The 24992-nt window shown below is 65.2% G+C and carries 24 protein-coding genes and 2 tRNA genes; 10 read left to right on the plus strand and 16 right to left on the minus strand.

All coding sequences use genetic code 11. The features are described 5' to 3' along the window. Positions 1 to 59 precede the first annotated feature (59 nt). Together ON44_RS23010 and ON44_RS23015 are read left to right on the plus strand one after the other, a co-directional pair. A complete protein-coding gene (locus ON44_RS23010) occupies positions 60 to 560 on the plus strand; it encodes a pyridoxamine 5'-phosphate oxidase family protein (RefSeq protein WP_040693500.1) in 501 nt (166 codons plus the stop codon). Positions 561 to 691: 131 nt separating this feature from the next. Then, positions 692 to 886: a DUF5302 domain-containing protein gene (locus ON44_RS23015; RefSeq protein WP_040693502.1), complete on the plus strand. Its 195-nt coding sequence runs from the start codon at positions 692 to 694 to the stop codon at positions 884 to 886. 351 nt (positions 887 to 1237) lie between these two features. Here the strand turns inward: ON44_RS23015 and ON44_RS23020 are convergent. The 4 genes from ON44_RS23020 to ON44_RS23035 all read right to left on the minus strand — a co-directional run bounded on the left by ON44_RS23020 (position 1238) and on the right by ON44_RS23035 (position 3931). After that, positions 1238 to 1310: transfer RNA gene (locus ON44_RS23020), tRNA-Glu, on the minus strand. 155 nt (positions 1311 to 1465) lie between these two features. After that, positions 1466 to 1537, minus strand: a tRNA-Gln gene (locus tag ON44_RS23025). 134 nt (positions 1538 to 1671) lie between these two features. Beyond that, positions 1672 to 3144 carry a glutamate--tRNA ligase gene (gene gltX, locus ON44_RS23030; protein WP_040693505.1) on the minus strand — a complete coding sequence of 491 codons (1473 nt, stop codon included), beginning with the start codon at positions 3142 to 3144 and terminating at the stop codon, positions 1672 to 1674. A 13-nt stretch (positions 3145 to 3157) separates the two neighbouring features. After that, complete coding sequence (locus ON44_RS23035) at positions 3158 to 3931, minus strand: fumarylacetoacetate hydrolase family protein (RefSeq protein WP_040693506.1); 774 nt, start codon at positions 3929 to 3931, stop codon at positions 3158 to 3160. Between the two features lie 211 nt (positions 3932 to 4142). Between ON44_RS23035 and ON44_RS23040 the strand changes: the two genes are divergently transcribed. The 3 genes from ON44_RS23040 (at position 4143) to ON44_RS53520 (ending at position 6631) form a co-directional block, all read left to right on the plus strand. After that, positions 4143 to 5324 (plus strand): MFS transporter, encoded by a 1182-nt coding sequence (locus tag ON44_RS23040; RefSeq protein ID WP_040693507.1) that lies wholly within the window; start codon positions 4143 to 4145, stop codon positions 5322 to 5324. A gap of 287 nt (positions 5325 to 5611) precedes the next feature. After that, positions 5612 to 6106: a hypothetical protein gene (locus tag ON44_RS48505; protein WP_083898079.1), complete on the plus strand. Its 495-nt coding sequence runs from the start codon at positions 5612 to 5614 to the stop codon at positions 6104 to 6106. Positions 6107 to 6220: 114 nt separating this feature from the next. Continuing rightward, positions 6221 to 6631 (plus strand): hypothetical protein, encoded by a 411-nt coding sequence (locus ON44_RS53520; protein WP_157187263.1) that lies wholly within the window; start codon positions 6221 to 6223, stop codon positions 6629 to 6631. Positions 6632 to 6997: 366 nt separating this feature from the next. Here ON44_RS53520 and ON44_RS23050 read toward each other — a convergent pair whose 3' ends face one another. The 4 genes from ON44_RS23050 to ON44_RS23065 form a co-directional block, all read right to left on the minus strand. Beyond that, positions 6998 to 7579: a Uma2 family endonuclease gene (locus tag ON44_RS23050; protein ID WP_040693511.1), complete on the minus strand. Its 582-nt coding sequence runs from the start codon at positions 7577 to 7579 to the stop codon at positions 6998 to 7000. Between the two features lie 78 nt (positions 7580 to 7657). Next, positions 7658 to 8665, minus strand: a complete 1008-nt coding sequence (locus ON44_RS23055) for a 3-isopropylmalate dehydrogenase (RefSeq protein WP_040693513.1) — start codon at positions 8663 to 8665, stop codon at positions 7658 to 7660. Positions 8666 to 8836: 171 nt separating this feature from the next. Further along, a complete protein-coding gene (serA, locus tag ON44_RS23060; protein WP_040693514.1) occupies positions 8837 to 10435 on the minus strand; it encodes a phosphoglycerate dehydrogenase in 1599 nt (532 codons plus the stop codon). 671 nt (positions 10436 to 11106) lie between these two features. Continuing rightward, positions 11107 to 12606, minus strand: a complete 1500-nt coding sequence (locus ON44_RS23065) for an SAM-dependent methyltransferase (RefSeq protein WP_040693599.1) — start codon at positions 12604 to 12606, stop codon at positions 11107 to 11109. An 87-nt stretch (positions 12607 to 12693) separates the two neighbouring features. Between ON44_RS23065 and ON44_RS23070 the strand changes: the two genes are divergently transcribed. Beyond that, a complete protein-coding gene (locus ON44_RS23070) occupies positions 12694 to 13512 on the plus strand; it encodes a nucleotidyltransferase domain-containing protein (RefSeq protein ID WP_051182354.1) in 819 nt (272 codons plus the stop codon). A gap of 21 nt (positions 13513 to 13533) precedes the next feature. On the opposite strand, the gene ON44_RS23075 is transcribed toward ON44_RS23070, so the two are convergent. Next, positions 13534 to 14028 carry a winged helix-turn-helix transcriptional regulator gene (locus ON44_RS23075; RefSeq protein ID WP_040693516.1) on the minus strand — a complete coding sequence of 165 codons (495 nt, stop codon included), beginning with the start codon at positions 14026 to 14028 and terminating at the stop codon, positions 13534 to 13536. A 107-nt stretch (positions 14029 to 14135) separates the two neighbouring features. On the opposite strand from ON44_RS23075, the gene ON44_RS23080 reads away from it, so the two are divergent. Further along, positions 14136 to 14780: a dihydrofolate reductase family protein gene (locus ON44_RS23080; RefSeq protein WP_040693518.1), complete on the plus strand. Its 645-nt coding sequence runs from the start codon at positions 14136 to 14138 to the stop codon at positions 14778 to 14780. Between the two features lie 67 nt (positions 14781 to 14847). Here the strand turns inward: ON44_RS23080 and ON44_RS23085 are convergent, their stop codons facing one another. The 6 genes from ON44_RS23085 to ON44_RS23110 all read right to left on the minus strand — a co-directional run bounded on the left by ON44_RS23085 (position 14848) and on the right by ON44_RS23110 (position 21164). Next, complete coding sequence (locus ON44_RS23085) at positions 14848 to 15051, minus strand: cold-shock protein (protein WP_040693519.1); 204 nt, start codon at positions 15049 to 15051, stop codon at positions 14848 to 14850. 425 nt (positions 15052 to 15476) lie between these two features. Then, positions 15477 to 17333: a 3D-(3,5/4)-trihydroxycyclohexane-1,2-dione acylhydrolase (decyclizing) gene (gene iolD, locus ON44_RS23090; RefSeq protein WP_040693520.1), complete on the minus strand. Its 1857-nt coding sequence runs from the start codon at positions 17331 to 17333 to the stop codon at positions 15477 to 15479. Next, positions 17330 to 18166, minus strand: coding sequence for an ATP-binding cassette domain-containing protein (locus ON44_RS23095; protein WP_218007620.1), 837 nt, complete (start codon positions 18164 to 18166; stop codon positions 17330 to 17332). Before ON44_RS23095 ends, iolD begins: the two co-directional genes overlap by 4 nt. After that, positions 18163 to 19215 carry an ABC transporter permease gene (locus ON44_RS23100; protein WP_040693607.1) on the minus strand — a complete coding sequence of 351 codons (1053 nt, stop codon included), beginning with the start codon at positions 19213 to 19215 and terminating at the stop codon, positions 18163 to 18165. Before ON44_RS23100 ends, ON44_RS23095 begins: the two co-directional genes overlap by 4 nt. A 13-nt stretch (positions 19216 to 19228) precedes the next feature. Further along, entirely contained in the window at positions 19229 to 20236 is a 1008-nt protein-coding gene (locus tag ON44_RS23105) for a sugar ABC transporter substrate-binding protein (protein WP_245567288.1), read from the minus strand. A 10-nt stretch (positions 20237 to 20246) separates the two neighbouring features. After that, entirely contained in the window at positions 20247 to 21164 is a 918-nt protein-coding gene (locus ON44_RS23110; protein ID WP_040693522.1) for a TIM barrel protein, read from the minus strand. Positions 21165 to 21406: 242 nt separating this feature from the next. Here ON44_RS23110 and ON44_RS23115 point away from each other — a divergent pair, with 242 nt between their 5' ends. Beyond that, positions 21407 to 22429, plus strand: a complete 1023-nt coding sequence (locus ON44_RS23115) for a LacI family DNA-binding transcriptional regulator (protein WP_245567289.1) — start codon at positions 21407 to 21409, stop codon at positions 22427 to 22429. A gap of 39 nt (positions 22430 to 22468) precedes the next feature. Beyond that, positions 22469 to 23482: a Gfo/Idh/MocA family protein gene (locus ON44_RS23120; RefSeq protein ID WP_085998602.1), complete on the plus strand. Its 1014-nt coding sequence runs from the start codon at positions 22469 to 22471 to the stop codon at positions 23480 to 23482. Between the two features lie 576 nt (positions 23483 to 24058). Here the strand turns inward: ON44_RS23120 and ON44_RS23125 are convergent. After that, positions 24059 to 24481: a hypothetical protein gene (locus ON44_RS23125; protein ID WP_040693523.1), complete on the minus strand. Its 423-nt coding sequence runs from the start codon at positions 24479 to 24481 to the stop codon at positions 24059 to 24061. Between the two features lie 94 nt (positions 24482 to 24575). On the opposite strand from ON44_RS23125, the gene ON44_RS23130 reads away from it, so the two are divergent. Beyond that, the gene (locus ON44_RS23130) at positions 24576 to 24866 is read left to right on the plus strand and encodes a hypothetical protein (protein WP_040693525.1); all 291 of its coding nucleotides are present in this window, start codon (positions 24576 to 24578) and stop codon (positions 24864 to 24866) included. Positions 24867 to 24992 lie beyond the last annotated feature (126 nt).

Consider the following 24992-nt stretch of genomic DNA (forward strand, 5'->3'; position numbering starts at 1 on the left):
GACGCCCTGCACAAGAGGCTGTAACACGTTCTAGTTTCGAACCTCTAAAGTTGGTGCGCATGGGAGTAAACCAACGGGCGCAGATCGTCATGTCCGACGCCGAGATTTCCGAATTCCTGCAGCGCAGCCGCATCGCGACGCTGGCCACCATCGGCCCGAACGGTGCGCCGCACCTGACCGCGATGTGGTACGCGCTCATCGACGGCGAGATCTGGTTCGAGACCAAGGCCAAGTCGCAAAAGGCAGTGAACCTGGGCCGAGACCCCCGCGTGACCTGCATGGTCGAGGCAGGCCAGACCTACGATCAGTTGCGCGGCGTCTCGATCGAAGGCCACGCCGAGGTCATCGATGATCCGGACAAGCTGTTCGCTGTCGGCGTGAGCGTCTGGGAGCGCTACACCGGCCCCTACAGCGAAGAAGTCCGCCCGCTCGTCGAACAGATGCTCAACAAGCGCATAGCGGTCCGAGTAGTCCCGGATCGCCTCCGCAGCTGGGACCACCGCAAACTCGGCCTCCCCCAACTCCCCCTCGGTGGCACCACCGCCCAACCCCTCGACTGATCGCGCCACGCGGGCAAAATCCGCCTGACACGCCGGGTGCGGCACAGTAGCGTCAATCTTGTTCGACCTGAATCGGCAGCGCGGCGACGTCCCCCGTGGCGCGCCACCGGCCGCGACGACGAGGAGCAGACATGGCGGAAGCGGATAGTTCCAACGGCAAGGCGGCACCAAGCACCGAAGACGTCAAACGCAAGTTCAAGGAAGCCCTGGAGCGCAAAAACCAGCACCACGCCAAGTCGAACGACCACCTCGACGGACGCTCCAAGGCAACCTCCTCCCACGGCAGCGCCAGCCATAAGCGGGAGTTCCGCCGCAAGAGCGGATAGGAAGCCGAACACCCAAAAAGCCCTCCAGCTGAACCTCTGGAGGGCTTTTGCGTATCCAAAAGCTCTCGACCCAACTCCAGCAACTCAGGTCACATGAGGGCATCGAGCCCGCGCCCACACCGCCCTGATGGATAAGTCACACCGCCACGACAAAATGCCCACCGTGGCGAGGAAACAGAGCCCACCTGCACAACGGCACCCTGACCTGCCGTTCCGGGGCGAAGCCCCCGGCCAGACTCGGGGGTCCGGGGGCGAAGCCCTCCGGGTAGGGGTGTGGGGGTCCCACCCCCACAAGACAATGCGAAGCAGAAAAGGCCCATGCTCTCCATGAGCATGGGCCTCCCATCTGCGTAGCCCCGACGGGATTCGAACCCGCGCTACCGCCTTGAGAGGGCGGCGTCCTAGGCCGCTAGACGACGGGGCCAGGACTCGATCTCCCACATTTCGGTGGGTGATCTTTCCGGTTGATCTTTCGATCAGTGGAAGCTCGGTTAGCTTAGCCGACCGAAGCTCGGCGACCAAATCGCCGGATGCTGAACAACTTTCGGTCGCGCACCGAGAGACGAACAACATTCTCCGCTGGGGTACCAGGACTCGAACCTAGAATGGCTGAACCAGAATCAGCTGTGTTGCCAATTACACCATACCCCAATGACCAGGACGTTCGACCTCGTGTCCGGCTGACCCGAGGCCCTGTTCCGAGCCGAGAAGTAGAGTACCAAACCGCATACGGTCTACTACAAATCGCCTGGTCAACGCCCTGTTTTTCGGTCAAAGACGGATTTTCAGGCCGACGCCGTCCAGTCCCGCGCCGAGCGCAGCCGAGCCAGGCTCGTCTCGCGGCCGAGCAGCTCCAGCGATTCGTACAGCGGCGGGCTGATATGCGAACCCGTCACCGCCACTCGCACTGGTGCGAACGCCTTACGCGGTTTGAGCCCCAGATCATCGATGAGCGCGGTTTTGAGCGCATCCTCGATAGCGGGGGTGGTCCAGGCCGTCAGCGGCTCCAGCGCGGCAATAGCGGCATCCAATACCGGCGTCGCTTCGGAACCCAGGTTCTTCGACCCCGCCGCAGGATCAATCGCGAACTCTTCCGCGGGCGCGAACAAGAAACGCAGCAGATCCCACGCGTCGGACAACACCACGATCCGGGTTTGCACTAGTTCGGCGGCCGCGGCGAACAACTTGTCGTCGATGTCGGCGCCGATGTGGCCGTGTTCGGTGAGGAACTCACGCAAGCGGTGCGTGAAATCGCCCGGCTCCAGCAATCGGATGTGTTCGGCGTTGAGCGCATCCGCCTTCTTCTGATCGAAACGAGCCGGATTCGAATTCACTTTCGAGATATCGAAGGCCGCCACCATCTCGGCCATCGAGAAAACATCGCGATCATCCGCGATGCCCCAGCCGAGTAGCGCCAGGTAATTCAGCAAACCCTCCGGGATGAATCCCCTATCCCGATGGACGAACAGATTCGACTCCGGATCGCGCTTGGACAACTTCTTGTTGCCCTGCCCCATCACGAACGGTAGATGGCCGAACTCCGGAGTGAACTCCGCGACACCGATCCGGCGCATCGCCGCGTAGAGCGCGATTTGGCGCGGAGTGGACGAGAGAATGTCCTCACCGCGCAACACATGGGTGATCTTCATCAATGCGTCGTCGACCGGGTTAACCAGCGTATAGAGCGGATCGCCATTACCGCGAGTGAGTGCGAAATCGGGCACGGTACCCGCTTTGAAGGTGGTTTCGCCGCGCACGAGATCGTGCCAGGTGATGTCTTCGTCGGGCATTCGGAGCCGGATTACCGCCGGGCGTCCGGCGGCCCGATGGGCCTCGATCTCCTCGGGGGTGAGATCGCGGTCGTAGTTGTCGTAGCCGAGTTTCGGATCGCGGCCCGCCGCCCGATGGCGCTCCTCGACTTCCTCGGGCGTGGAGAAGGATTCGTACGCTTCACCGGCCGCCAGCAAATTCCGCACGACTTCCATATGCAGCTCGCGTCGCTGCGATTGCCGATAGGGCGCATAGGGCCCGCCGACCTCCGGCCCCTCGTCCCAGGTGAGGCCGAGCCAGCGCAGCGCATCCAGGATCGCACCATATGATTCTTCGGAATCGCGTGCGGCATCGGTATCTTCGATGCGGAAGACGAACTTGCCGCCGGTGTGGCGGGCGTACGCCCAATTGAACAGCGCCGTCCGGACCAGGCCGACATGCGGCGTTCCGGTCGGTGACGGGCAGAAGCGGACCCGTACTTCAGTCATGGCTCTCTTTCGACTAGCGCTTGGCGGCAACAGGATTGGTGAGGGTTCCGATACCCTCGACGGTCACGGAGACGTTCTGCCCGGCCTGTAGCGGGCCGACGCCCTCCGGAGTGCCGGTGAGGAGCACATCGCCGGGCAGCAGCGTCATCACCGTGGTCACCCACTCGATGAACTTCGGAATATCGTGCAGCAGAAGCGAAGTGCGGCTGCGCTGGCGGACCTCGCCGTCGACTTCGGTGACGATCTCCAGATCCGAAGGGTCGAGCGAGGTTTCGATCCACGGGCCGAGCGGGCAGAAGGTGTCGTAGCCCTTGCCCCGAGTCCACTGGCCGTCGTGCTTCTGCTGATCGCGCGCGGTCACATCGTTGGCGACGGTGTAGCCGAGCACCACGTCGAGTGCGCGGGCAGCGGGCACATCCTTGCACGGACGGCCGATGACGATCGCGAGCTCGCCCTCGTAGTCGACCTGGGATGAGCTGGGCGGCAATACGATCGACGCGTTCGGGCCGATGATCGAGGTGCTCGGCTTCATGAAGATCACCGGATCCGCCGGTGCGACCCCGCCCATTTCGGCCGCGTGTGCGGCGTAATTCTTACCGATGCAGACCACCTTGCTGGCCAGAATCGGCGCGAGCAGGCGCACATCGGCCAGCGGCCAACTCCGCCCGGTGAATGTCGGAGTACCGAACGGATGTTCCGCGATCTCCTTGGCGACGCTCTCGCTCCCCTCCCCTTCGATGCTGACGAAAGCGACTCCATCGGGACTGGCGATTCGACCTAGACGCATGCACCGCAGTCTATCGACCGCCCCTCGACCTGCTCGAACGCGCCCGACCGAGCGGTCCGGAACCGCGCGCGGCGGCGGGTTCGGCGGCTCGCGATGTGAGCAGTTCTACAGAACCACAGCGGAATCCACTTGCCCACTGGGTGTACGGTGAGTCTCGATGTTCACCCAATGAGAATTCATTCCCATATTTTGAGATTTCGAGGTGAGGCCGATGGCGACGACCGTGACCCAGATGCGCGACATCCGACGGTGGTCCATGCTCGGACTCGGCGTGTTCGCCCAGGCCTCCAGCGCCGTCTTCATCCACGGGGTTCCGTTTCTTTTGCCCGCACTGACCGCCGGTGGCATGCCATTGGCTACCGCGGGTCTGCTCGTGGCCATGCCGACCGTTGGCCTGGTATGCACGCTGATCGCCTGGGGATATGTCGTGGACCGGATCGGCGAGCACAAGGTACTGGTCGGCGGACCACTGCTGATGTTCGGCGCGGGCGTCGCGGCGGCTACCGTCACCGATCACATGCTGCTCGGCGCATTGCTGTTCCTGGGCGGCGTCGGCGCGGCGAGTACCAATGGGGCCAGCGGCCGGGTGATCGTCGGCTGGTTCCCGCCGCGGCGACGCGGACTGGCGATGGGCATTCGACAGACCGCGCAGCCCATCGGCGTCGGCATCGGCGCGCTCAGCATTCCGGCCGTTGCGGCCGCGCATGGAGTCTCGGCGGCCATTCTGGTGCCCGCGATGATGGCAGGTGTCGCCGCGCTGGGCTGCTTGATCGGGATCATCGATCCTCCTCGACCCGCGGGCGCGGCGGCGGATCGAGCCAACCCGTATCGCGGCGATTCCACGCTATGGCGCATCCATGCGGTGTCGGTGCTGCTGTGCATTCCGCAAGGGACCGTATGGACTTTCGCATTATTGTGGTTGCATAGTGACGTTGGCTGGTCGCTGCCCGTAGCAGGCGCTCTGGTGACCGGAACCCAATTCCTCGGCGCCATAGGACGAATCGGCGCGGGCGCATGGTCCGATCGCGTCGGCAGCCGAATGGGACCGCTGCGCACCGTCGCCATCGCCGCCGTAATCTCCATGGCCGCTTTGGCTTTGGCCGCATGGACGCACGCATGGTGGGCCGCGATTCCGCTGCTGATCGCCGCATCGGTCATCACGGTCTCCGATAACGGTTTGGCCTTCACGGCCGTCGCCGAGATCGCCGGACCGTTCTGGAGTGGACGTGGACTCGGCATCCAGAACACCGGCCAGAACCTCGCAATGGCCGCCATACCACCGGTTTTCGGCGCGCTGATCACCGCAAGCGGTTTCCCCGCCGCATATCTGTTGGCCGCCGTGCTGGCGATGGCCGCGGTTCCGCTGGTCCCCACTGATCGACGATCCGAATAACGGCCCCTCAGGAATTCGCGCCTGCTCCGGTTCGCCGGGGCGGGCGCGATGCATGTGCGTCGGAGCCGCCTCCGGAGGGAATCGCGGATTCAGATCGCGCTGCGCCGCAGGATCGAAGCCGATCCGAGAAGACGTTGTCCGCCCGATCTTCGACTGAACGCGGCGCCGAAACCTGGCCGGTCCTCGCGATAGGCGCCACACCCGAGGCCAAGCAATAGATTCATACCTCCGACCCACGATGTAAATCCAGCCTTGACAAGGCGAGAGTGTCAAGCCAGGCTTTACATATGTCCGATGAACAGCAGCGCGTAGACCCGCAGGACGAGCGGGCGATGCTCGGAAAGTTGTTGTCCGCCAATGCGGAACTGGTCGTGGGTGTGCTACGCCCGGAGGAGGGCAGGCCCAGCGTGCCGGTGCTCGCCGCGCTCACGGCGACCCGAAATCTCAGTCGACTCGTCGACGATATCCTGCACACCCTGGCCCGGCAGGCGCGCGAAGAAGGCCACACCTGGGCCGAAATCGGCGATCTCCTCGGCACCTCCCGACAAGCGGCCTTCCAACGCTTCAGCGGCCCGATGCCCCCGATGGGCCCGTTCCCCACACCCCCGAATCCGCCCACACCCCCGATGCCGCCCAACCCTCCCATTCCCCCGACTCCACCCGGTTTTCCCACCCCGCCAGCCGGTTTCCCCACCCCACCCCGCATGCCCATGCCACCCGGCCCACCCCCAATGCCCACCCCACCCGACATGCCGAAACCCCCGAGCCCGCCAACCCGTTGATCCCCATTTCACCGATTCCCTTACAACACAGGAGATAACCATGTCCCAAGACCCCAACTCCGTCCCCCACCCGCCCGACGCGCCGGCACCGCCGAGCCCCGCAGCACCGCCCAATTGGCAGACGCCCAACCTTTCACCACCCGGTTGGCCGCCTCCGCCGCCCGACTGGCAGACACCGCCCAACCTTTCAACGCCATCCGGTCGGCCGACCCCGCCGCCGCCTGGCCCCTCCCACGGTTGGCCGACCCCGCCGCCGCCCAATTGGGCAACACCTCCGATGTTCCCTCCGGTGCCGCCAAGCCCACCTGCCGCCCCGAATCGGCCACCGCATCCACATCCGCACAGCTGGGCGGCCCCTGGCTCAGTGAGTTCTCCTGCCGCGCAGCACCTTCCCGGCGGATGGCCCACTCCGCCGCCACCCCTTCGGGCGACAGCTGCGATGCCGTCAGATTTCGCTGCCGCCCAGCACGTGCCGGGGCGGCCGATCGCTGCCATGCAACCTGGACAGCCCAAGTCGCCACCTGAACCGATGCCGCCATCGCAGGCGAATCCAGTTGCAGCGACAGATCTTCCGCAGGATCACCAGTCCAGTGCCGAGCCGCAGGAATCCGATGACGCATCCGGGCGGCCAAGATAACCACACAATCACAACCACCTCTGAGCAGCTGGCCGAACTGCGCAAGCTAGGACCAGACGTCGCCGAATCCGTCAGTGCGGCAGCCACTGTCGTCGAACAGCGGCATCGAGCGGTCGCCGGTACAGTTTTCGATGGCATCGGGCCGATCGGCGAGCCTGCGACGCGAGTCCACGATGTCATCACGGACCCCGTCTACGACTCGATTCGTGGAATTGCCACCGCGGTCGGCAGCGCACTTACCGAGCGCGAATGGGTCAGATCTCGATCAAGGCGGCCGGATCGAAACTCACCCGAAACGGTGGATCGGCTCGGATCGCCGCGGTGAATACGGTTCCTGACGTCACCGTTGGATGGGGGTGAAAGGCTCCGTCCGCGAGCAGCATTCGGTGTATCCGGACCTCCGGATGGTGCTCGACTATCCAGTACTGCGGAATGTCGATGGCCGCGTACTCGCGAACCTTCCTGACCCGATCGGTGCGTTCACTGCCGTCGCCCGGCGCAACGATCTCCACGGCGAGCAGTACCTCCGTACCGGAAATCAGCCGGGGCGTTTCGGCGATAATCGCGGCCCGCGCAACATCTCTCGGTATCACCACGATATCGGGCTTGCGAATGCCGCTGGGCGTGTTGACTTCCCAACCACCGCCGATACATACGTGCACCGCGGCACCCCCGGCCGCGATATCGATGAGCCGCCCGAGCCGCTGCACCACGAAATCGTGACGCGCACCGCCCGCGACCGCGATCAACCAGCCGTCCTCGAGCTCGAAACCCTTACCGCCGCTCGGTAAACGGTGCAGATCCACATCGGTATACGGTCCCCGACGCTCGCTCATCGAACTCCCGCGCGTTCCTGCGAAGCCGAAAGGCCCGCACTCGGACTGGCTCGAGCGCGGGCCGTCAGGCAGAACATGTCAGACCGCCGCGGCGATCCGATCTCCGATCTCGACGGTCGAGGCCGCACCGGTGCGCGACGCGAGATCCTTGGCGACCGCCGCTTCGATGCGAGCGGCGCCTTCGGCGTTTCCGATGTGGTTGAGCAGCAATGACACCGACAGAATCGCGGCGGTCGGATCGGCCTTGGACTGCCCCGCGATATCGGGGGCACTGCCGTGGACCGGCTCGAACATGCTCGGGTTGGTGCCGGAGGCGTCGATATTGCCGCTGGCCGCCAGGCCGATTCCGCCGCTCACCGCGGCCGCGAGGTCGGTGATGATGTCGCCGAACAGATTGTCGGTGACGATCACATCGAAGCGGCCCGGATCGTTGACCATGTGGATGGTGGCGGCATCGATGTGCTGGTAGGCGGTCTGCACCTCCGGGAACTCCGCCGCGACCTCGTTCACCGTCCGCTGCCACAGCGAACCGGCGAAGGTCAGCACATTGTTCTTGTGCACCAGCGTCAGGTGCTTGCGCCGGGCCTGCGCCTTGGCGAAGGCGTAGCGGACGACGCGCTCGATGCCGAAGCGGGTATTGGTGCTGACCTCGGTGGCGACCTCATGCGGGGTCTCCACCCGGATCGCGCCGCCGGTACCGGTGTAGGGGCCCTCGGTGCCCTCGCGCACGACTACGAAGTCGATATCCGGATTGCCCGCGAGCGGACTCGTCACGCCCGGGTACAGCTTCGACGGACGCAGGTTGACGTGGTGATCCAGCGCGAACCGGGTGCGCAGCAGCAGTCCGCGCTCGAGCACACCGCTGGGCACCGACGGATCGCCGATCGCGCCGAGCAGGATCGCATCGTGCTGCTTCAGCTCCGGCAGCACCGAATCCGGCAGGATCTCACCGGTCGCGTGGTAGCGCCGCGCGCCGAGATCGTATTCGGTCTTCTCGACGCCCGGCTGCACCACGTCGAGCACCTTGAGCGCCTCCGCGATGACCTCGGGGCCGATCCCATCACCCGCGATAACAGCAAGCTTCATAACAACAAGGCTCCGTTCAGTATTGCCGACCGCCACCGTACTTCGTCCCGCACCGCATGCCCCTGTCGGGCGGGCAGCGCAGCCCGGCAGTCACCATGCGCGGCGTGACATGTCATGCCCGGCACTGGTGACGGCGCCGCGCACGGTCGAGGTACGCGGCGCCGGTAGTGGTCAGAACAGGTCGACCAGGACGATCTTGGCCGCACCGACGGATTCGGCGATCGCGGCCTGGACGTCGGCGGGGACTTCGCGGGCCACACGTAGAACCACGGTCGCGCCCTCCTTGTCGACATCCTGGCTCAGCTGCGCGGCGAGGATGTCGATCTCGGCCTCACCGAGCTTCGTACCGATCTTGCCGAGCGCGCCCGGCCTGTCCTCGTAGTTCAGCACGGCCAGGTTCAGGCCTTCGGCGCGCATATCGTAGTTGCGGCCGTTGATGTTGACGATCTTCTGCACCTGCTGCGGCTCGGTCAGCGTGCCCGCCACATTCAGCGTGCTGCCGTCGCCGAAGACCGCGCGCAGGTCGACGACGCTGCGATGGCTCGGGCTCTCCGAAACCTTGGTGACCTCGGCGGTAATGCCGCGGTCCTTGGCGAGCGCGGGGGCGTTGACGAAGGTGACCTGGTCCTCGACCAGCGCGGAGAAGATGCCGCGCAGCGCCGAAAGCTCCAGCACCGCAACATCTTGCGCGGCCAGCTCGCCACGCACCTGCACCTCGACGCTGACCGGCAGCTCGTTGGACACCGCGCCGAGCAGGTGCCCCTGCTTGCGCACGATCTCCAGCCACGGCGCGACCTCGTCGCCGACGGTGCCACTGGTGACGTTCACCGCGCCCGGCACGAATTCACCGGCCAGGGCCAGCAGCACGGACTTGGCGACATCGGTGCCTGCGCGGTCCTGCGCCTCGGCGGTGGACGCGCCCAGGTGCGGGGTCACCACGACCTGCGGCAGGTCGAACAGCGGGCTGTCGGTGCACGGCTCGGTGTCGAATACGTCCAGACCGGCGGCACGCACGTGACCGGACTTGATGGCGTCGGCGAGCGCCTGCTCATCGACCAGCCCACCGCGGGCGGCGTTGACGATGATGACGCCCGGCTTGGTCTTGGCGATGGCTTCCTTGCCGATGATGCCCTTGGTCTCGGGGGTCTTCGGCAGGTGCACCGAGATCAGGTCGGCGCGCTCGAGCAGCTCGTCCAGGGGCAGCAGTTCGATGCCGAGCTGGGCAGCGCGAGCCGGGGAGACGTAGGGGTCGTAGGCGATCACCTTGGTCTCGAAGGCGGCGAGACGCGCGGCGAACAGCTGGCCGATCCGACCGAGGCCGACCACACCGACGGTCTTGTCGAAGATCTCGACACCGTTGAACTTGCTGCGCGCCCAGGTGCGCTCACGCAGGGTGGCGTCGGCGGCCGGGATCTGGCGGGCGGCGGCCAGCAGCAGCGTGACAGCGTGCTCGGCGGCGGTGTGGATGTTGGAGGTGGGCGCGTTGACCACCATGACGCCGCGCTCGGTGGCCGCGGGCACATCGACATTGTCGAGGCCGACGCCGGCGCGGGCGACGATCTTCAGGTTCTTCCCGGCCTCGAGCACCTCGGCGTCGACGGTGGTCGCCGAGCGTACGAGTAGGGCATCCGCCTCGGGCACCGCGGCCAGCAGCGCGGGACGGTCGGGGCCGTCGACCCAGCGGACCTCGACACCGTCACCGAGCGCGTCGACGGTCGACTGGGCGAGCTTGTCGGCGATCAGAACAACAGGACGGCCTGCTTGGCTCACTGTGGGGTACTCCTGGGAGGAAAGGGGGTCGGCAATTACCGCGCACCAGCTTAGTTGGCCGGAATCCGCCGCGGCCTACCCCCCGGTAGGCGGGTGCCTCAACATGAAGGAAGGCCCCGCACCAACGGTGCGAGGCCTTGCCTCGGGGTACGCCGTCACAACGGCGTCCGCGCGGTCGAAACCATCGACCGAGACAGCGCTATCAGCCGCCGAACGAACCCGTCCACAGGGTGTTGAAAATGCCGTGCAGAGCAGCGCTACCGGTGGAGAACAGGCCGTCCAGAGCCGCGGAACCGGTGTCGATGATAACGGGGATCATGAAATTTCCTCTTCGTCGAAAACAAATCCAGTCGAACTGGCTGACACATGGCACATCGGGGCATGCGCAAATACGGTTACGAAATTCTGGCGGATTGTGACGCACACTACATATTGCACATAATTGTGATCTGGACAACTGACCAAAACATCTCTGATCAGGTCATACGTGCATGAATGCAGGTCGGGAGCGCTTTTTCGAGCTGTAATTAGCCCCGCAAAGGAAGCTTCCTAAGAGATCTCTGAGAAAATAAGTGACGCCACTTGAGATCTATCCGAGATAAGCACGGTGGAGCGCAGGCAACTTTCGGACACAGCAGACCTCGGTACCGCAATATCGCGAGTCAGCGGTATTAGTCGGCGCGATACATCAGATACGGGCGCGCCGAGATCAGCGCGACAGCAAGCATGGCGCTACCGAAATACACCGGGAGCAGATGGACGAACGCGGTGTAGTGGATGAAGAAGTGGATGACCAGCGCGCCGGCCGAACCGGCGACTGCCGCACCGAGCAGCGTCCACCACACCCAGGCCTCGCCCTGTCGCCAACCCCACAGTCCGAGGAGCACGATCGCGACCGCCGTCGCCATCAGCGCGCCGCCGAAGCCGGCCCGATCGTGGGCGATGAACGGCAGCAGGTGCGCGTTGGCGGCTTCCAGTGTGGCGGCATCGGTGTGCATGAACTCGAGATCCGTCGGCACGAACACGAAGGTGAGTCCGACGGTCGAGATGACGACGCCGCCGATGAATACGCCCACCCCGGTCGCGATCAGCAGCAACTGGCCCACGAGCGCCCGCCGCCTGATCCACTCGGGACACTCCGGCGGCACGGTCCAATGCGGCGTGGTCGGCTTGCGCCACACCGCGAGCAGGAACATCGGGAACAGCACCGCCGCCGCAGTGACGTGCAACGGCTCGACGAAGCCGATCACCAGGAAGTAGAACAGCGTCGGAAATCCGATGAGCCCGGAGAGCAGATACGCGTTGCGAGCCCAGACGCGCCCCAGCCGTATGCCGCCCCAGGCCAGGCCGGTGTACAGCACGCCGATGGCGATCATATTGCCCGCCATGGTGATTCGATCGTGCTGCAGGAAATGCACCAGGTGGTGGTTGATTTCGTGCAGTCCGTCCACGTCCGTGCCGAGGTAGTCGCGGTCATACCAGAGCAGTACGGGCCCCAAAGTGATTGCCGCCGCCCCGATTCCGGCGACGATCATGCCGATGCCGACCAGCAGGCCCCAGCACCACGCCGGCCAGCGGCGTGGGTCCAGCGGAACGTCGCGCAGGGTCGGCGGCGGCGGTGTGGTCGATTGCGCGGCCTCGATGACGCGGTTGAACCAGCTGGGTCCGGCGGCGATCAGCACCGCGGGGGTCGCGAGCACGGTGGCGGCGGAATCGGCCAGGGCCGTCACCGCTGCGGCGATATCGGGTTCGGTCAGGTAGTGCCGATCGCCGGGTTCGCCGACGATCACCTGATCGACGTGCGGCTCCAGTTCCGCGCCCACCTCGGGGTCGTCGACCAGCGCGATGACCCGGCACCGGCGATCCAGGGCGGCGGCGCGCACTGTCGCGATATCGTCGCGGCCCACCGGCCCGATCTCGACGATTGCGGCGCCCTGCACCGGCAGCACCCGGATGGCGTCTCGCGCGACCTCGACCGGAACCCGCGCACCGAATCGATCGGCCCATTCGGCGGGCAACTCGGGATGGTCGAAAACACGCTCGATCGCCCGCCCACCACCCGGCAGCGCGATCAAACCCGACAGCAACCGCAATGCCAATAGTTGCGCGCGACGCTCCCCGACCAGAGCATTCGCCACCGGGCGCATCGGGTGATAAGTCCAGTCCGGCACGATGCTCATCGTCACACACCCTCAGTCGTCGCGGCAGTACGAAAACGGTTGGTCCGCTTGGTCCCGGCCGAATTACGATCACCGACCATGTCCCTGCGCGCGATTCCGGCTTCGATGGACCCGATGGTGGTCGGGTCGATCGATGCCGAGCTCGATCGGATCGAGCGCGCGCATCGGGTGTCCGTACCGCTGGCCATCGAAAGCGGTAGCCGGGCTTGGGGATTCCCCTCGCCCGATTCGGATTACGACTGCCGGTTCGTCTATGTCGCGCATATGGACACCTACCTGTCGCCATGGCGGACAAGGGATGTCATCGAGACGCCGCTGGTCGACCTGCTCGATGTGAACGGCTGGGATCTGGCCAAGGCGCTGCGGCTGCTGGTGAACGGCAATGCGGTGCTGATCGAATGGTTGACGTCGCCGATCGTGTACCGCGGCGACGACCGGTTCCGTACCGAATTGCGTGCGGTGGCAGCGGAAGTCGCCGATCGCAACCAAGTGGCCCGGCACTACCTGCATCTGGGCAGCAGGCAGTGGGCGCTGTTCGATCACCATCGGTCGCTGAAGAAGGTGTTCTATTCGCTGCGGCCCGCGATGGCATTGCGTTGGCTGCGTGAGCATCCCGACGCGGCGGTGGCGCCGATGCATCTGCCATCGCTGCTGGAGCAGTGCGAGTTGCCCGGCGAGCTGGTTTCCGCGATTGCCGAGCTGACCGAGCTGAAGTCGCGCACCCGTGAAATGGGTAGCGGCGCAGTGCCGGTCCCGATCGCGGAGTTCATCGCGGCCGAATTCGACCGTGCGACAGATGCTTTCCCGAAGACTCCGAATCGAGATATGGATCGGGCGCGCGCGGTGACCGCCGCCTTCTTCCGCAAGGAAGTCCTGGCCGCTGGAAATGGGCGGTAGCGCGACCGGATCAGCTCCGCATCACACCTCGGCGACCGCGGCGGCGTAGGCGCGCGCCAACCGGTCGGTGGCGGTCGGTGCGTCCGGATCGGGACGCGGAATCCCGAGGTGCGACTCGCGCAGTTCGTCCATGAACTCGGCCCAGAGCTGCGGCCCGCCCTCCTCGAGGAGTTCGGCGCGTACGCGCAGTCGTTTCGTCGTCGGGCGATGCCGGAGCCCCCATGCGCCCAATTGCGCCATAATCGGCACCAGCTGGATCGCGGGCTCGGTGAGCCGGTACTGGGCCTTCTGACCGGGACGGGTGTCCTCGCGACTGAGCAGTCCGGCCGCAACGAGGCGCTTGAGCCGGTCCGACAGGATATTGGACGCGATCCCCTCCTCCGATCCGGCCAGCAGTTCGCGGAAGTGGCGGCGATTTCCGAACATCACGTCGCGCAGGACCAGCAGCGTCCATCGATCGCCGATCACCTCGATGGTGGCGTTGATCGGGCAGCCCGAACGTCCCTCGTCGCGCATGCGGCGCTCCTTCCGTCGAAATTTCTGCTTGCATTCTACAACCAGTTGCACTTAGGCTGCCCCACAAGCGATTGCAAAATGCAAGCAGATCGGGAAAAGAGAGAATCATGGCCAAGTTGCGCGTACACAACATCGCGATATCGCTCGACGGCTACATCGCCGGACCGAATCAGGGACCCGAGAATCCGCTCGGCGAGGGCGGGCTGCGGCTGCACGATTGGGTGTGGGCCACGCGCTACGCACACCAGATGGACGGGGCGGACACCGGCGAGACCGGCGTGGACAACGATTTCATGGTCGCGGGCGATGCCGGCATCGGCGCAACCATCATGGGGCGCAACATGTTCGGACCGATCCGAGGTCCGTGGGCTGATCACGAATGGCAGGGTTGGTGGGGCGACAACCCGCCCTACCACCACGACACCTTCGTGATGACCCATCACACGCGCCCGTCGCTGCCCATGGCGGGTGGCACGACGTTCCATTTCGTGAACGAAACGCCGGAAGAGGTTGCGCGCCAAGCATTCAAGGCCGCGGATGGTCAGGATGTACGGCTCGCGGGCGGCTCATCGGCGATCCGGCAGTTCCTGCGCGCCGGTCTGGTGGACGAGATGCATCTCGCGGTGGTCCCGATTCTGCTCGGCGCGGGCGAGCGGCTCTACGACGATCTCGGCACCCTGCCGGGCTACGAGATCAGCTCGGTGGCGCAGTCCCCCGCGGTCACCCATGTCACCTTGACCAAGAGCGCATGAATATCCCCCTGAAAAGACGAGAGGCCCGCACCCCCTGCCGGGTGCGAGCCTCCTAAGTCACGCTTGATCAGATAGCGCGGACGTCCTGGGCCTGCGGGCCCTTCTGACCCTGGCCAATCTCGAACTCCACGCGCTGGCCCTCTTCGAGGGACCGGAAACCCGAGCCGGAAACGGCCGAGTAATGCACGAAGACGTCAGGGCCGCCTCCGTCTTGAGCGATAAAGCCGAAGCCCTTCTCGCTGTTGAACCACTTCACACTGCCTTGAGCCATGTTCTTTACTTCTTACTTCCTGTTGATGAGTCGAGCAGATCACTTCGATGAGCCCGATCTCTCGATCAACAATGCCATCATCGGACGAATTCGGCCACATCCAGCAGGGGTAACTGTGAGCAAGCCGACGTTGGCGCAGCGCTATAGCGGCGGACGCAACACCGGTTGCGAAGGGCTGGCTATCCTGATCAAAAAGCGGGCGCGGTGCATAGATCAGCCGGTCAGCGCACACTTTTGGCTACCCGTGCGGACACTCCCGGAATCCCAGCAACCACACTGGGCACAGACGTCGGACCGAACCTGAGAATTCGTAAAGAAAATACGAGACTTCAGGCTTGGATGTGCACTAAGTGGTCGGTTTTCAGTTATGCAGCCGTGACCAAGTGTGCCACGCGATCGTCATATAGCGGGAATTTCACGCCTGCCTACTCCGCTGATTCGGCTCTGTTCAGGTAACGCACCTGCGCCGCCTTGGCCTCGTCGTACGCCGCGCGGCCCACCAGATGCGCCGGCACACCGACCTCCCACCACGCGCCCGCATCGGTCCAGGCGGACGGCTGGGTGCGCACGACCACAACGGCCGGGCGGGACTCGCTCAATGCCGCTGCCCTGGCCCGCGCGTACGCGCCGCGAAACTCGGTCAGATCGGTCGCGGTGAACACCGCGCAGCCCAATGATCTTGCGTGACTTGCGAAGTCGACGCGGGGCGGTTGCGCGTGGTTGGTGCGGCAGTCGACGTAGAAGTTGTTGAAGGGGTCACCGCCCTGTCCCTCCTGAAGCCGGGCGATTACCGCGTAGCCGTCGTTATCGCAGACGACCGCGACGAACCGATGACCCGCGAAGGCCGCGGAGAACAGTTCGGAATTGAGCATCAGATAGGAGCCGTCGCCGAGCATGGTGGTGACCAGACCGTGCACATGCGCCATGGCCGCGCCCCAAGCGCCCGCGAGCTCATAACCCATGCAGGAGAATCCGTACTCGACGTCCATGGTGGGCACGGTGCCGGTGGCCCGCCAACCGCCGATCAGCTCGCCGGGCATACCGCCCGCGGCGGTCATGACGTAGTCGTCCGGTGCGCTCAATTCGTTGACAACGCCGACGATTTGGGCGTAACTCGGAGTGCCCGGTGTCGGCGCGCGCAACTTGTCGATGTGGGCGTCCCAAGTGGTGCGGAGTCCTTCCGCACCGTCGGACCATGCGGCATCTACCTGCCAATTGACAAGAAGCGCAGCCAATTCCGACACCGATGCGGCGGCGTCACCCACGACCGCGAGCGCGCCGTGCTTCACCGCGTCGAACCGGGCCGTGTTGATGGTGATCAACCGGACGTCGGGCGCGAAAACGGTCCAGGACGCCGTGGTGAAGTCCTGTAGTCGGGTGCCGATGGCCACCACCAGATCCGCCTGTGCGGCAAGGGCGTTGGCCGATGCGGAGCCGGTTACACCGAGCGGTCCGGCATACAGCTCGTGGTCGTACGGTACGAGGGTGCGGCCAGCGGTCGTTTCTGTTATCGGAATCCCGTGCCGCTCCGCGAATTCCAGTACCAGCCGACCCGCACCCGAATAACGCACACCGCCGCCGAGGACCAGCAATGGACGTCGGGCCGATCGCAGTGCCCGTGCCGCCTCGGCCATCACGCGGGAATCGGGGCGCGAACGCGTGATTCGGTGTACGACCGGCTCGAACAGGGCATCGGGGAAGTCGTAGCTCTCGGCTTGGACGTCCTGCGGCAGTGCCAGTGTCACCGGGCCTACATCGGCCGCATCGGTCAGTACCCGGGCCGCCTGGGGCAGGGTTGCGATGAGTTGTTCCGGTCGGGTGATGCGGTCGAAGTAGCGGCTCACGGCGCGGAAGGCATCGTTGACGGTTATGGTCGGGTCGCTGAAGTGTTCGACCTGTTGCAGCACCGGATCCGGTGCGCGGCTACTGAAGGTGTCCCCCGGAAGCAGCAGCAGCGGAAGGCGATTCGCATGGGCGACACCGGCGGCGGTCACCATATTCAGCGCGCCGGGTCCGATCGAGGACGTCGCGATTCCGACCTGGCGGCGGTGCGTTGCCTTGGCCAGGCCGATGGCCGCCAGGGCCATCCCCTGCTCGGTATGCCCGCGCCAGACCGGGATTTCATCGCGACGCTCAGATAACGCGGTACCGAGGCCGAGCACATTGCCGTGCCCGAATATCGCGAAAGCGGCCGGGAACAGCGGTACTTCGCGACCGTCGAAGGTCTCCGAGTGCTGGGCGACCAGCCAGCCGACCAGCGCCTGCGCCGTTGTCAGCTTCACGGCGTCACCACACGCTGCAATTCGTGCTGCAGCGCGTCCAATTCGGCGCCACCGGCCATTTGCCGGGTCAGCTCCGGCAGGTCGATCTCCGACTTCTCGTATGAGCCGAGCATCGCGCCGCGTTTGAGCAGCAGGAAGCGGTCGCCGACCGGATAGGCGTGGTGCGGGTTGTGGGTGATCAGAATGACCCCGAGCCCTCGATCCCGCGCCTGCACGACGTACTTCAGTACGACGCCGGCCTGTTTCACACCGAGCGCCGCGGTCGGTTCGTCGAGGATGAGCACTCTGGCCCCGTAGTGCACCGCCCTGGCGATCGCGATGCACTGGCGTTGTCCGCCCGACAGTGTGCCGACCGGCTGTTCCATATCGCGGATCTCGATCCCCATGTCCGCCAACGCCTCTCGTGCGATATCCCGGCCCTTACGTCGGTCGAGCAGTCGCAGCGGACCGTATCCGACGGTCGGTTCGGAGCCGAGTACGAAGTTGCGCCAGACGCTCATCAACGGCACCACCGCGAGATCCTGATAGACGGTCGCGATGCCGCGGTCCAAAGCCGCACGGGGCGAGGACAATCGGGTCGGCTGGCCGTCCAGCTTCAGTTCCCCGCGATCGTGCTGATGCACGCCGGCGAGAATCTTGATCAGCGTCGACTTGCCGGCACCGTTGTCGCCGAGGATGCAGGTGACCTGTCCCGCATTCACCACGGTCGAGACGTCGCGCAGTGCGACGACACCGCCGTAGCTCTTGCCGATATCGATCACTTCGATCAATGGCGGACCACCCGTCACCTGACCACCACCCCTCATCGAATCGCTACGCGATGCTGTGTTCATCGGCGTACCCTTTCGGCTCGCTTCTTGAATATGTTGTTGACCAGCACCGCGGCCAGCAGCAGCACGCCGAGGAACAGCATGAACCAGTCGCTGTCCCATCCGGCGAAGACGATGCCCTGCCGCGCCATGCCGAAGATCAGCGCACCGATCGCGGCGCCGATCGCCGAACCGAATCCGCCGGTCAGCAGGCAGCCGCCGACCACGGCCGCGATGATGTAGTGCAGTTCCAGCCCGACGCCCTGATTCGCCTGCACGCTGGAGAACCGGAGAATGCTGCATGATCCGACGACCCATCCGGCGAAGGCGGTGGTCATGAAGAGCAGGATCTTCGTCCGATCGGCCGGGACGCCGACGGCCCGCGCGCTCGGCAGCGCACCGCCCACCGCGAAGATCCAGTTGCCGAACTTGGTGCGCACCAAGACAAGTGCGGCGATCGCGGTGAGCACCACCCACCACACGACCGATGCCTGCAGGTGCGTATCGCCGATGTCCAGTGTCGAGGCGAAGACCCAACCGGCCGAGTTGTATCCGTCGGCGCTGCGAATGCCCGACACCTGAACCGTTCCGGTGACCAAGCGGGTCACGCCGAGATTGAGGCCTTGCAGCGCAAGGAAAGTGCCGAGTGTGACGATGAAACTCGGTAGCCCCGTTCGCATGACGATCCAGCCATTGAAGACACCTACCGTCAGCGCGAAGAGCAGCGAAACCAACAGCGCCAGCCAGACATTCCACCCCGCGTGCACCGCGAGCAGTGCGGTGACCAGTGCGGTGGAAGCGGTCATGACACCGGCAGACAGGTCGAATTCGCCGCCGATCATCAATAGCGCGACCGCGACCGCCATGATGCCGAGCGTGGACGAATCGTCCAGCCAGGTCGCGATGCCGAGCGGACTGAGAAAGCGGTCGGTAATGATCGAGAAGAATACGAAGACGAGTGCGGCGCCGAGCAGTGCGCCGATCTCCGGTCGCACCACCGTCCGCTGTAATAGCGACGGCCCGTCCGGCGGAGTGCTCGGAGTGACCTCGGAAGTTTTGGTGGCAATAGTCATTTCATCCACTCCCTCAGCGCATGCCCAGTGCCACGCGGGCCGCCACGGCTTCGACATTGTTCTTGTCGACGAAGGCGGGACCCGTCTGCACCGGTGCGCCACCACCGACCGAGTTCAGATTGGTCCGATACAGCTGCAGCAGGACAATCGGCAGATAGCCCTGCTCGTATTGCTGCTGGTCCACGGCGAACAGCAGCTTGCCCGCCCGAATCGCCTCGACCACATCGGTATTCAGGTCGAAGGTCGCGACCGTCGCGGAGGATTGCGATTCCTTCACCCCGTCCACCGCGCGGGCGGCGACCTGTGAATTCAGCGTCAGCACGGCGTCGATGGACCTATCCGCCTCCAATGCGCCCTTGATGCGGGATTGGGCGTCGGTGGGATTGTTGATGTCCACCTGGAGCGTGGTGCCGTTGCCGAAGGCCTTGGTCGCGCCGTCACAGCGCTGATTGGCACCGATATTGCCCGCCTCGTGGATCACGCACAGCAGCTTCTTGCGGCCGGCGTCGGCGATGCGCTTACCCGCGGCCTGTCCGGCCAAAGTTTCGCTTTGCCCCACATGGCCGATCGCACCGAACTTGGCGCTCTCGCTCTCGCCGGAGTTGATGGTCACCACCGGAATGCCCGCCGCGACCGCCTTTTCGATCGAGGTCCGCAATGCCTCCGGATTCGCCATTGATACGACGAGACCGTCCACACCCTGCGCGACAGCGTTATCGATGAGTTTGGCCTGCTGGCCGGGATCGCCCGAGGAGTTGTATTCGACGCGGACGCCGAGATCCTTACCCGCTGCCTCCGCGCCGTTCTTGACGACGTTCCAGAAGGCGTCACCGGGGCTGCCGTGGGTCACCACCGCGACGGAGCCCAATTTGCCCTGGGCGACCGGGGATTGGGTCGGTGCCGGAACATCCGCACCCGGACCGGTACACGCGGCGAGTATGGTGGCCGCGGCCAGCCACGGCAGCACGCGGCGGGATCGCCGCCACCATGCCGTGCGTATTTCGAGCGACATCGTTGTCATCACTTCCCATCTAGATTCGGGCCCAAGGGGATCGGGGTGAGCCCAGCGCGGCACCTATGCCCGCAAGGTGGATCAGACTGCTGGCGGCGTCGCGGCTCGGCTGTGCTGCCGAATCGTCGGGGCGCAATGCCGTGTCCTGTTCGATGACATACCAGCCGCGGTAGCCTGCAGCGTGCACACTGCGCACCAGGGCCTCGATGTCGATATCGCCCTCGCCGAGCGGGACGTAGATGCCGCGGCGGACGGCATCGCTGTATTCCATTGCGCCGCTGCGCACTCGGTCGGCGATCGCGTTGCGCACATCCTTGAGATGGATATGTCCGATGCGATCCGGATAGCGCTGCGCGAGGCGCACCGGATCGGTGCCGCCGATGAGCAAATGGCCGGTGTCCAGGCAGAGGTCGAGATCGGAATCGACTAGGAACCTGTCGACTTCGGCTTCGCTCTCGACGTAGGTGCCGACGTGCGGATGCAGGGTGGTGCGCAGTCCGTATTCGGCGGCGACATCCCGGATGGCGGCGGCGGTTTCGATCAGGGTCCGCCACTCTTCGTCGGAAAGCGCTGGGCGCGTGTCATATCCGGCCAGGCCGGTCGCGGCCGCGAGGACGATCACCTCCGCGCCCGTCGCGGCGAACAGCGCGGCGTTCTCGCGGGCGGTCTCGATTGCCCGCGCCGGGTCGCGGTGCAGCGGGAGGGCCAGGAAGCCACCGACCGAGGTGATGTCGAATTCATCGAGCAGCGAGCGCAATTCGGCTGGATTCCGCGGTAGGTAGCCGGGTGGGCCCAGTTCCGTCGCGGAGATGCCGAGGGCGGCCATCTCGGTGAGGACGGTCCGCGCATCGAGCACGTGACCCCAGCCCGGGACTTCGCAGACTCCCCAGGAGATCGGCGCGGCCGCGATGCGCAGCGGATAGCGAGGTTGGGTCATCCGGGCTCTCCGACCTTCGGTGTCGATCGACGTTTGGCGCTATTGGAGCGCTCCAACTATGTAACGTAGGTCATACTGTGTCAAGTACTGCATCGGTCGCTGTTTTATCGCTGCTACCTGCGAAAATTGGCGCTTCCAGCGGAAATACCCGGCGCTCTTGGTGGGGAGAATGTCGGATTAGAGCGCTCTATTGATTAGGTCTGGCCGACCTTGTAACGTCCGACACTGCAGGAGCACGGCGGATGCGGAACGGAGGCGATATGGCGCGACCGACCATGGAGGACGTCGCCGCCCGCGCCGGGGTGTCCCGCGCGCTGGTCTCCCTCGTCATGCGCAACTCCCCCAAGGTCAGCGAACATCGTCGCCGCGCGGTGCTCGCGGCCGCGAAGGATCTCGGCTATCAGCCGCACATCATGGCTCGGTCGCTGGCCAGCCGGACCTCCAACATCATCGGCGTCATGGTCTCCGACCTGCGCAATGCGTTCTTCGCCGATGTGGTGGAGGGTATGGACGCGGCCGCGCAGGACGCGGGCGTGGAGCTGATCCTCAATACCGGACGCCGCAGTGCCGCCCGTGAGCGCACCGCGCTGGAGAGCCTGCTGTCCTTCCACCCCGGCGGCATCATCCTGCTCTCACCCGTACTGCCGGTGGCAGCCATCCGCGACGCCGCCGAGAAGTGCCCGATCGTGCTCATTTCGCGCAGCTCGACCATTGCCGACGTCGATACCGTCAATGACGATGGCGAGGTCGGCGCCGCACTCGCCGTGGATCATCTGGTCTCGCTCGGCCACCGCCGGATCGTGCATCTCGACGGCGGCGGGGCCTTCACCTCGGCCTCGCGCCGTCGCGGTTACCGTGCTGCAATGGCGCGCAATGGGTTGGAGCCCATGATCATTGCCAGCGAGCACACGGACTCCGGGGGCATCGCCGCGGTCCAGAAGTTGCTGAACCTGTTCTCCCGCGACAACTTTCCCACCGCACTGGTGTGCGGCAACGACTTCAACGCCGTCGGTGCGATGTCGGCACTGGAAGAGGCCGAACTCTCGGTGCCGCGGGATGTTTCGGTCGTCGGCTACGACAACACCTCACTGGCCGCGCTGCGACATATTTCCTTGACCACCATCGATCAACCGCGCGTTCAGATGGGCCGCTTGGCAATCGAAGCGCTCATCGAACGGCTGCGCGACGGTCGCACCGAACCGGTGCGCCGCCGTCTGGAACCCGCCCTGGTTGTGCGCGCGACGACCGCGGCACCACGCGACTGAAGCATTACCCCACCGCTTTTTCACCAGAAGGAGAGCCGGATGACATCTGCACTCACCGTGGGCCTGGCCGGCGTCGGCCGCATCGGCACCTTCCATGCCGAAACGCTGAAGCACCTCCCCGGTGTCGACACCGTCATCGTCGCGGACGCCGACGCCCAACGCGCCCACGCCGCCGCGGGAAAGCTCGGCGTTCAAGCCATCACCGATATCGATGCCCTACTCGCCGCACCCCTTGACGGCCTGGTGATCGCGACCGCCACCGACTCCCACCCCGAACTCATCACCCGCGCCGTCGACGCGGGCATCCCCGTCTTCTGCGAAAAGCCGGTAGCCGCCGACATCCAAGGCACCCTCTCCGTCGTCAACCACATCCAAAACTCCACCGTCCCAGTCCAAATCGGCTTCCAACGCCGCTTCGACGCCGGCTACCGCGCCGCCCGGGATGCCATCGCCTCCGGCAACCTCGGCTGGCTACACACCCTCCGCGCCACCACCCTCGACCCCACACCCCCACCCGCCGAATACATCCCCCGCTCCGGAGGTTTGTTCCGGGACTGCGGAGTCCACGATTTCGACATCATCCGCTGGGTGACCGGGCGCGAGGTAGTGGAGGTCTACGCAACCGGAGCCAACCGCGGCGAACAATTCTTCGCCGACGCGGGCGATGTGGACACCGCAGCGGTGCTGCTGCGCCTGGACGACGGCGCACTGGCCACAGTCTCCCTCGGCCGCTACAACGGCGCAGGCTACGACGTTCGTCTGGAAGCCCTCGGCTCCCGCGGCAACGCCATCGTCGGACTCGACGACCGGTCACCGTTGACTTCCGTCGAACCCGACTATGCCCCTTCGCCATACCCCGCCTACCCCGGCTTCATGGAACGCTTCCGTCGGGCCTACACCGACGAACTCGCGGCATTCCTCTCCGTGCTAACCGGCGAACTCACCAACCCCTGCACCCCCGCCGACGCACTCGAAGCGTTCTATATCGCCGAAGCATGCGAACTCTCACGCCACGAACACCGCCCAGTCGCCCTCACCGAAGTCCGCCACTGACCAACCCGCCTCGGGACCACCAGCTCCCAGCCAACTGGACCGATGATCACGGGGAATCCATGGCGGCATCGCCCGAGTAGGACCGCCACCAGTTCCCCATGATCTTGATCCGGCGAGGCGCTCGGGCGGTGAGCTCCTGCGGCGATACTGTCCTCGGGGCCGGTCGCGTATGGTTCGGTGCTTCTGCGACGGTGGACGTCGCGGGCTCAGGGCTCAGGGCTCAGGGCTCAGGGCTCAGGGCTCAGGGCCGAGATAACCGCATGCTCGTGCCAAGCGGCCACCGCTACTCATCCGATGACGAGTCCCCCGCAGCAGAAGAAGCAGCTCAGCTATGCCGAAGACCGCCGAAACACCTACGGCGAGAACGACAAGGCCTCCCGCAAGAACCTCCCACACGCGCGCCCGAGCCCACCGCGCCAACCGTCACTTCGACGCCCGAACTCTATTGAAGTCAACCGGACAGATAGGTCCCGCCCGCGCTGAGACAACAGGTCAGGATCCATCGCCGCCGCGCGTGCCGCAAATGGCCGGACACGCCACTCGGTGAGTACGTGAAATGGAAACTGGCCAAACTCATTACACAAGCCGAACGGTAGTCGCCTCCCGCGTCGATCCGGCATGCTGCACCGCGACCACCTGATTCGAATCCTCGTACAGGATCTCCCCTGGCGCATCGGAATCCAACCGCACCCACCCCACTCCATGCGCGTCAAGGATCGCGAGATACCCCTCCACCCGCCCGATCATCCCCACAGCCGCCGCCTTGAACCACGACGCCGCTCCTGGATGAACAGCACGGTCGTAAACCCCAGGGTCCACCTCACTCGGATCAACAAGGTTCGCGTTGTACCAATCATTGTTGACCCGCCGAAACCGCTCCTGCTCCCCCGTCAACACCCCCGTCCACGCCAACCCATTGACCAGCCCGAACACCCCCGGATACCGCCCATGCCGGTTCGCTTCCGCAGCTTCGAACCGCACAAACCAACGCCCGCTCACGAACCTGTTGTACCGCAAAAGATGTCAGACCCTCCTGCAACACTTCTTGTAGTCAGCGCGACCACCCACTGACCTCTAGAAGCCGGGGGATCTCATGCCATTCACCGCACTCACCACCATCTCGGTCCTCTGCATCACGGCCGCAGTCACCGCCCTGACCGCATCCGTAGTCACCGACTCCCGCGCCACCAAAGCCACCCAAGCCGCCAAGTCCTGCTTCATCGGCGACAACCTCCCCACCGACGCCTACTTCACCACCCGCTCCCACTCCACCCGCCTCTCCCAAATCTCCACCCGCCTAATGACTTCCGGCCTCCTTCTTCTTCTACTAGGAGTAGCCACTCTCGCCCTGGCGGCCTGGCAGCACAAACACGCCAGCAACTAGCGCGAGCTCTCGGCATCACGCCCTGCCGCCGCGCACCCCGCGAGAGTGGTCCGACATCAGGAGCCGTTTGGTCCAGACCACGTTCGAGAAGTTTGGTTCCAGCCGAGCCGCTCGAAACGACGTCGA

The sequence above is a fragment of the Nocardia vinacea NBRC 16497 genome, from assembly GCF_000308835.1.
In the GTDB taxonomy this organism is placed as follows: Bacteria; Actinomycetota; Actinomycetes; order Mycobacteriales; family Mycobacteriaceae; genus Nocardia; species Nocardia vinacea.

Bases quoted from the DNA above. Each gene is read 5' to 3' on its own strand.
- ON44_RS23080 (WP_040693518.1), top strand. From the start codon at position 14,136: ATGGCCAAGTTGCGCGTACACAACATCGCGATATCGCTCGACGGCTAC.
- ON44_RS23075 (WP_040693516.1), bottom strand. From the start codon at position 14,028: ATGCGCGACGAGGGACGTTCGGGCTGCCCGATCAACGCCACCATCGAG.
- ON44_RS23105 (WP_245567288.1), bottom strand. From the start codon at position 20,236: ATGACAACGATGTCGCTCGAAATACGCACGGCATGGTGGCGGCGATCC.
- ON44_RS23130 (WP_040693525.1), top strand. From the start codon at position 24,576: ATGCCATTCACCGCACTCACCACCATCTCGGTCCTCTGCATCACGGCC.
- gltX (WP_040693505.1), bottom strand. From the start codon at position 3,144: ATGACTGAAGTACGGGTCCGCTTCTGCCCGTCACCGACCGGAACGCCG.
- ON44_RS23070 (WP_051182354.1), top strand. From the start codon at position 12,694: ATGTCCCTGCGCGCGATTCCGGCTTCGATGGACCCGATGGTGGTCGGG.
- ON44_RS23010 (WP_040693500.1), top strand. From the start codon at position 60: ATGGGAGTAAACCAACGGGCGCAGATCGTCATGTCCGACGCCGAGATT.
- ON44_RS23120 (WP_085998602.1), top strand. From the start codon at position 22,469: ATGACATCTGCACTCACCGTGGGCCTGGCCGGCGTCGGCCGCATCGGC.
- ON44_RS23040 (WP_040693507.1), top strand. From the start codon at position 4,143: ATGGCGACGACCGTGACCCAGATGCGCGACATCCGACGGTGGTCCATG.
- ON44_RS23110 (WP_040693522.1), bottom strand. From the start codon at position 21,164: ATGACCCAACCTCGCTATCCGCTGCGCATCGCGGCCGCGCCGATCTCC.
- ON44_RS23115 (WP_245567289.1), top strand. From the start codon at position 21,407: ATGCGGAACGGAGGCGATATGGCGCGACCGACCATGGAGGACGTCGCC.
- ON44_RS23050 (WP_040693511.1), bottom strand. From the start codon at position 7,579: ATGAGCGAGCGTCGGGGACCGTATACCGATGTGGATCTGCACCGTTTA.
- ON44_RS48505 (WP_083898079.1), top strand. From the start codon at position 5,612: ATGTCCGATGAACAGCAGCGCGTAGACCCGCAGGACGAGCGGGCGATG.
- ON44_RS23100 (WP_040693607.1), bottom strand. From the start codon at position 19,215: ATGACTATTGCCACCAAAACTTCCGAGGTCACTCCGAGCACTCCGCCG.
- ON44_RS23035 (WP_040693506.1), bottom strand. From the start codon at position 3,931: ATGCGTCTAGGTCGAATCGCCAGTCCCGATGGAGTCGCTTTCGTCAGC.
- ON44_RS23055 (WP_040693513.1), bottom strand. From the start codon at position 8,665: ATGAAGCTTGCTGTTATCGCGGGTGATGGGATCGGCCCCGAGGTCATC.
- ON44_RS23095 (WP_218007620.1), bottom strand. From the start codon at position 18,166: ATGAACACAGCATCGCGTAGCGATTCGATGAGGGGTGGTGGTCAGGTG.
- ON44_RS23085 (WP_040693519.1), bottom strand. From the start codon at position 15,051: ATGGCTCAAGGCAGTGTGAAGTGGTTCAACAGCGAGAAGGGCTTCGGC.
- ON44_RS23015 (WP_040693502.1), top strand. From the start codon at position 692: ATGGCGGAAGCGGATAGTTCCAACGGCAAGGCGGCACCAAGCACCGAA.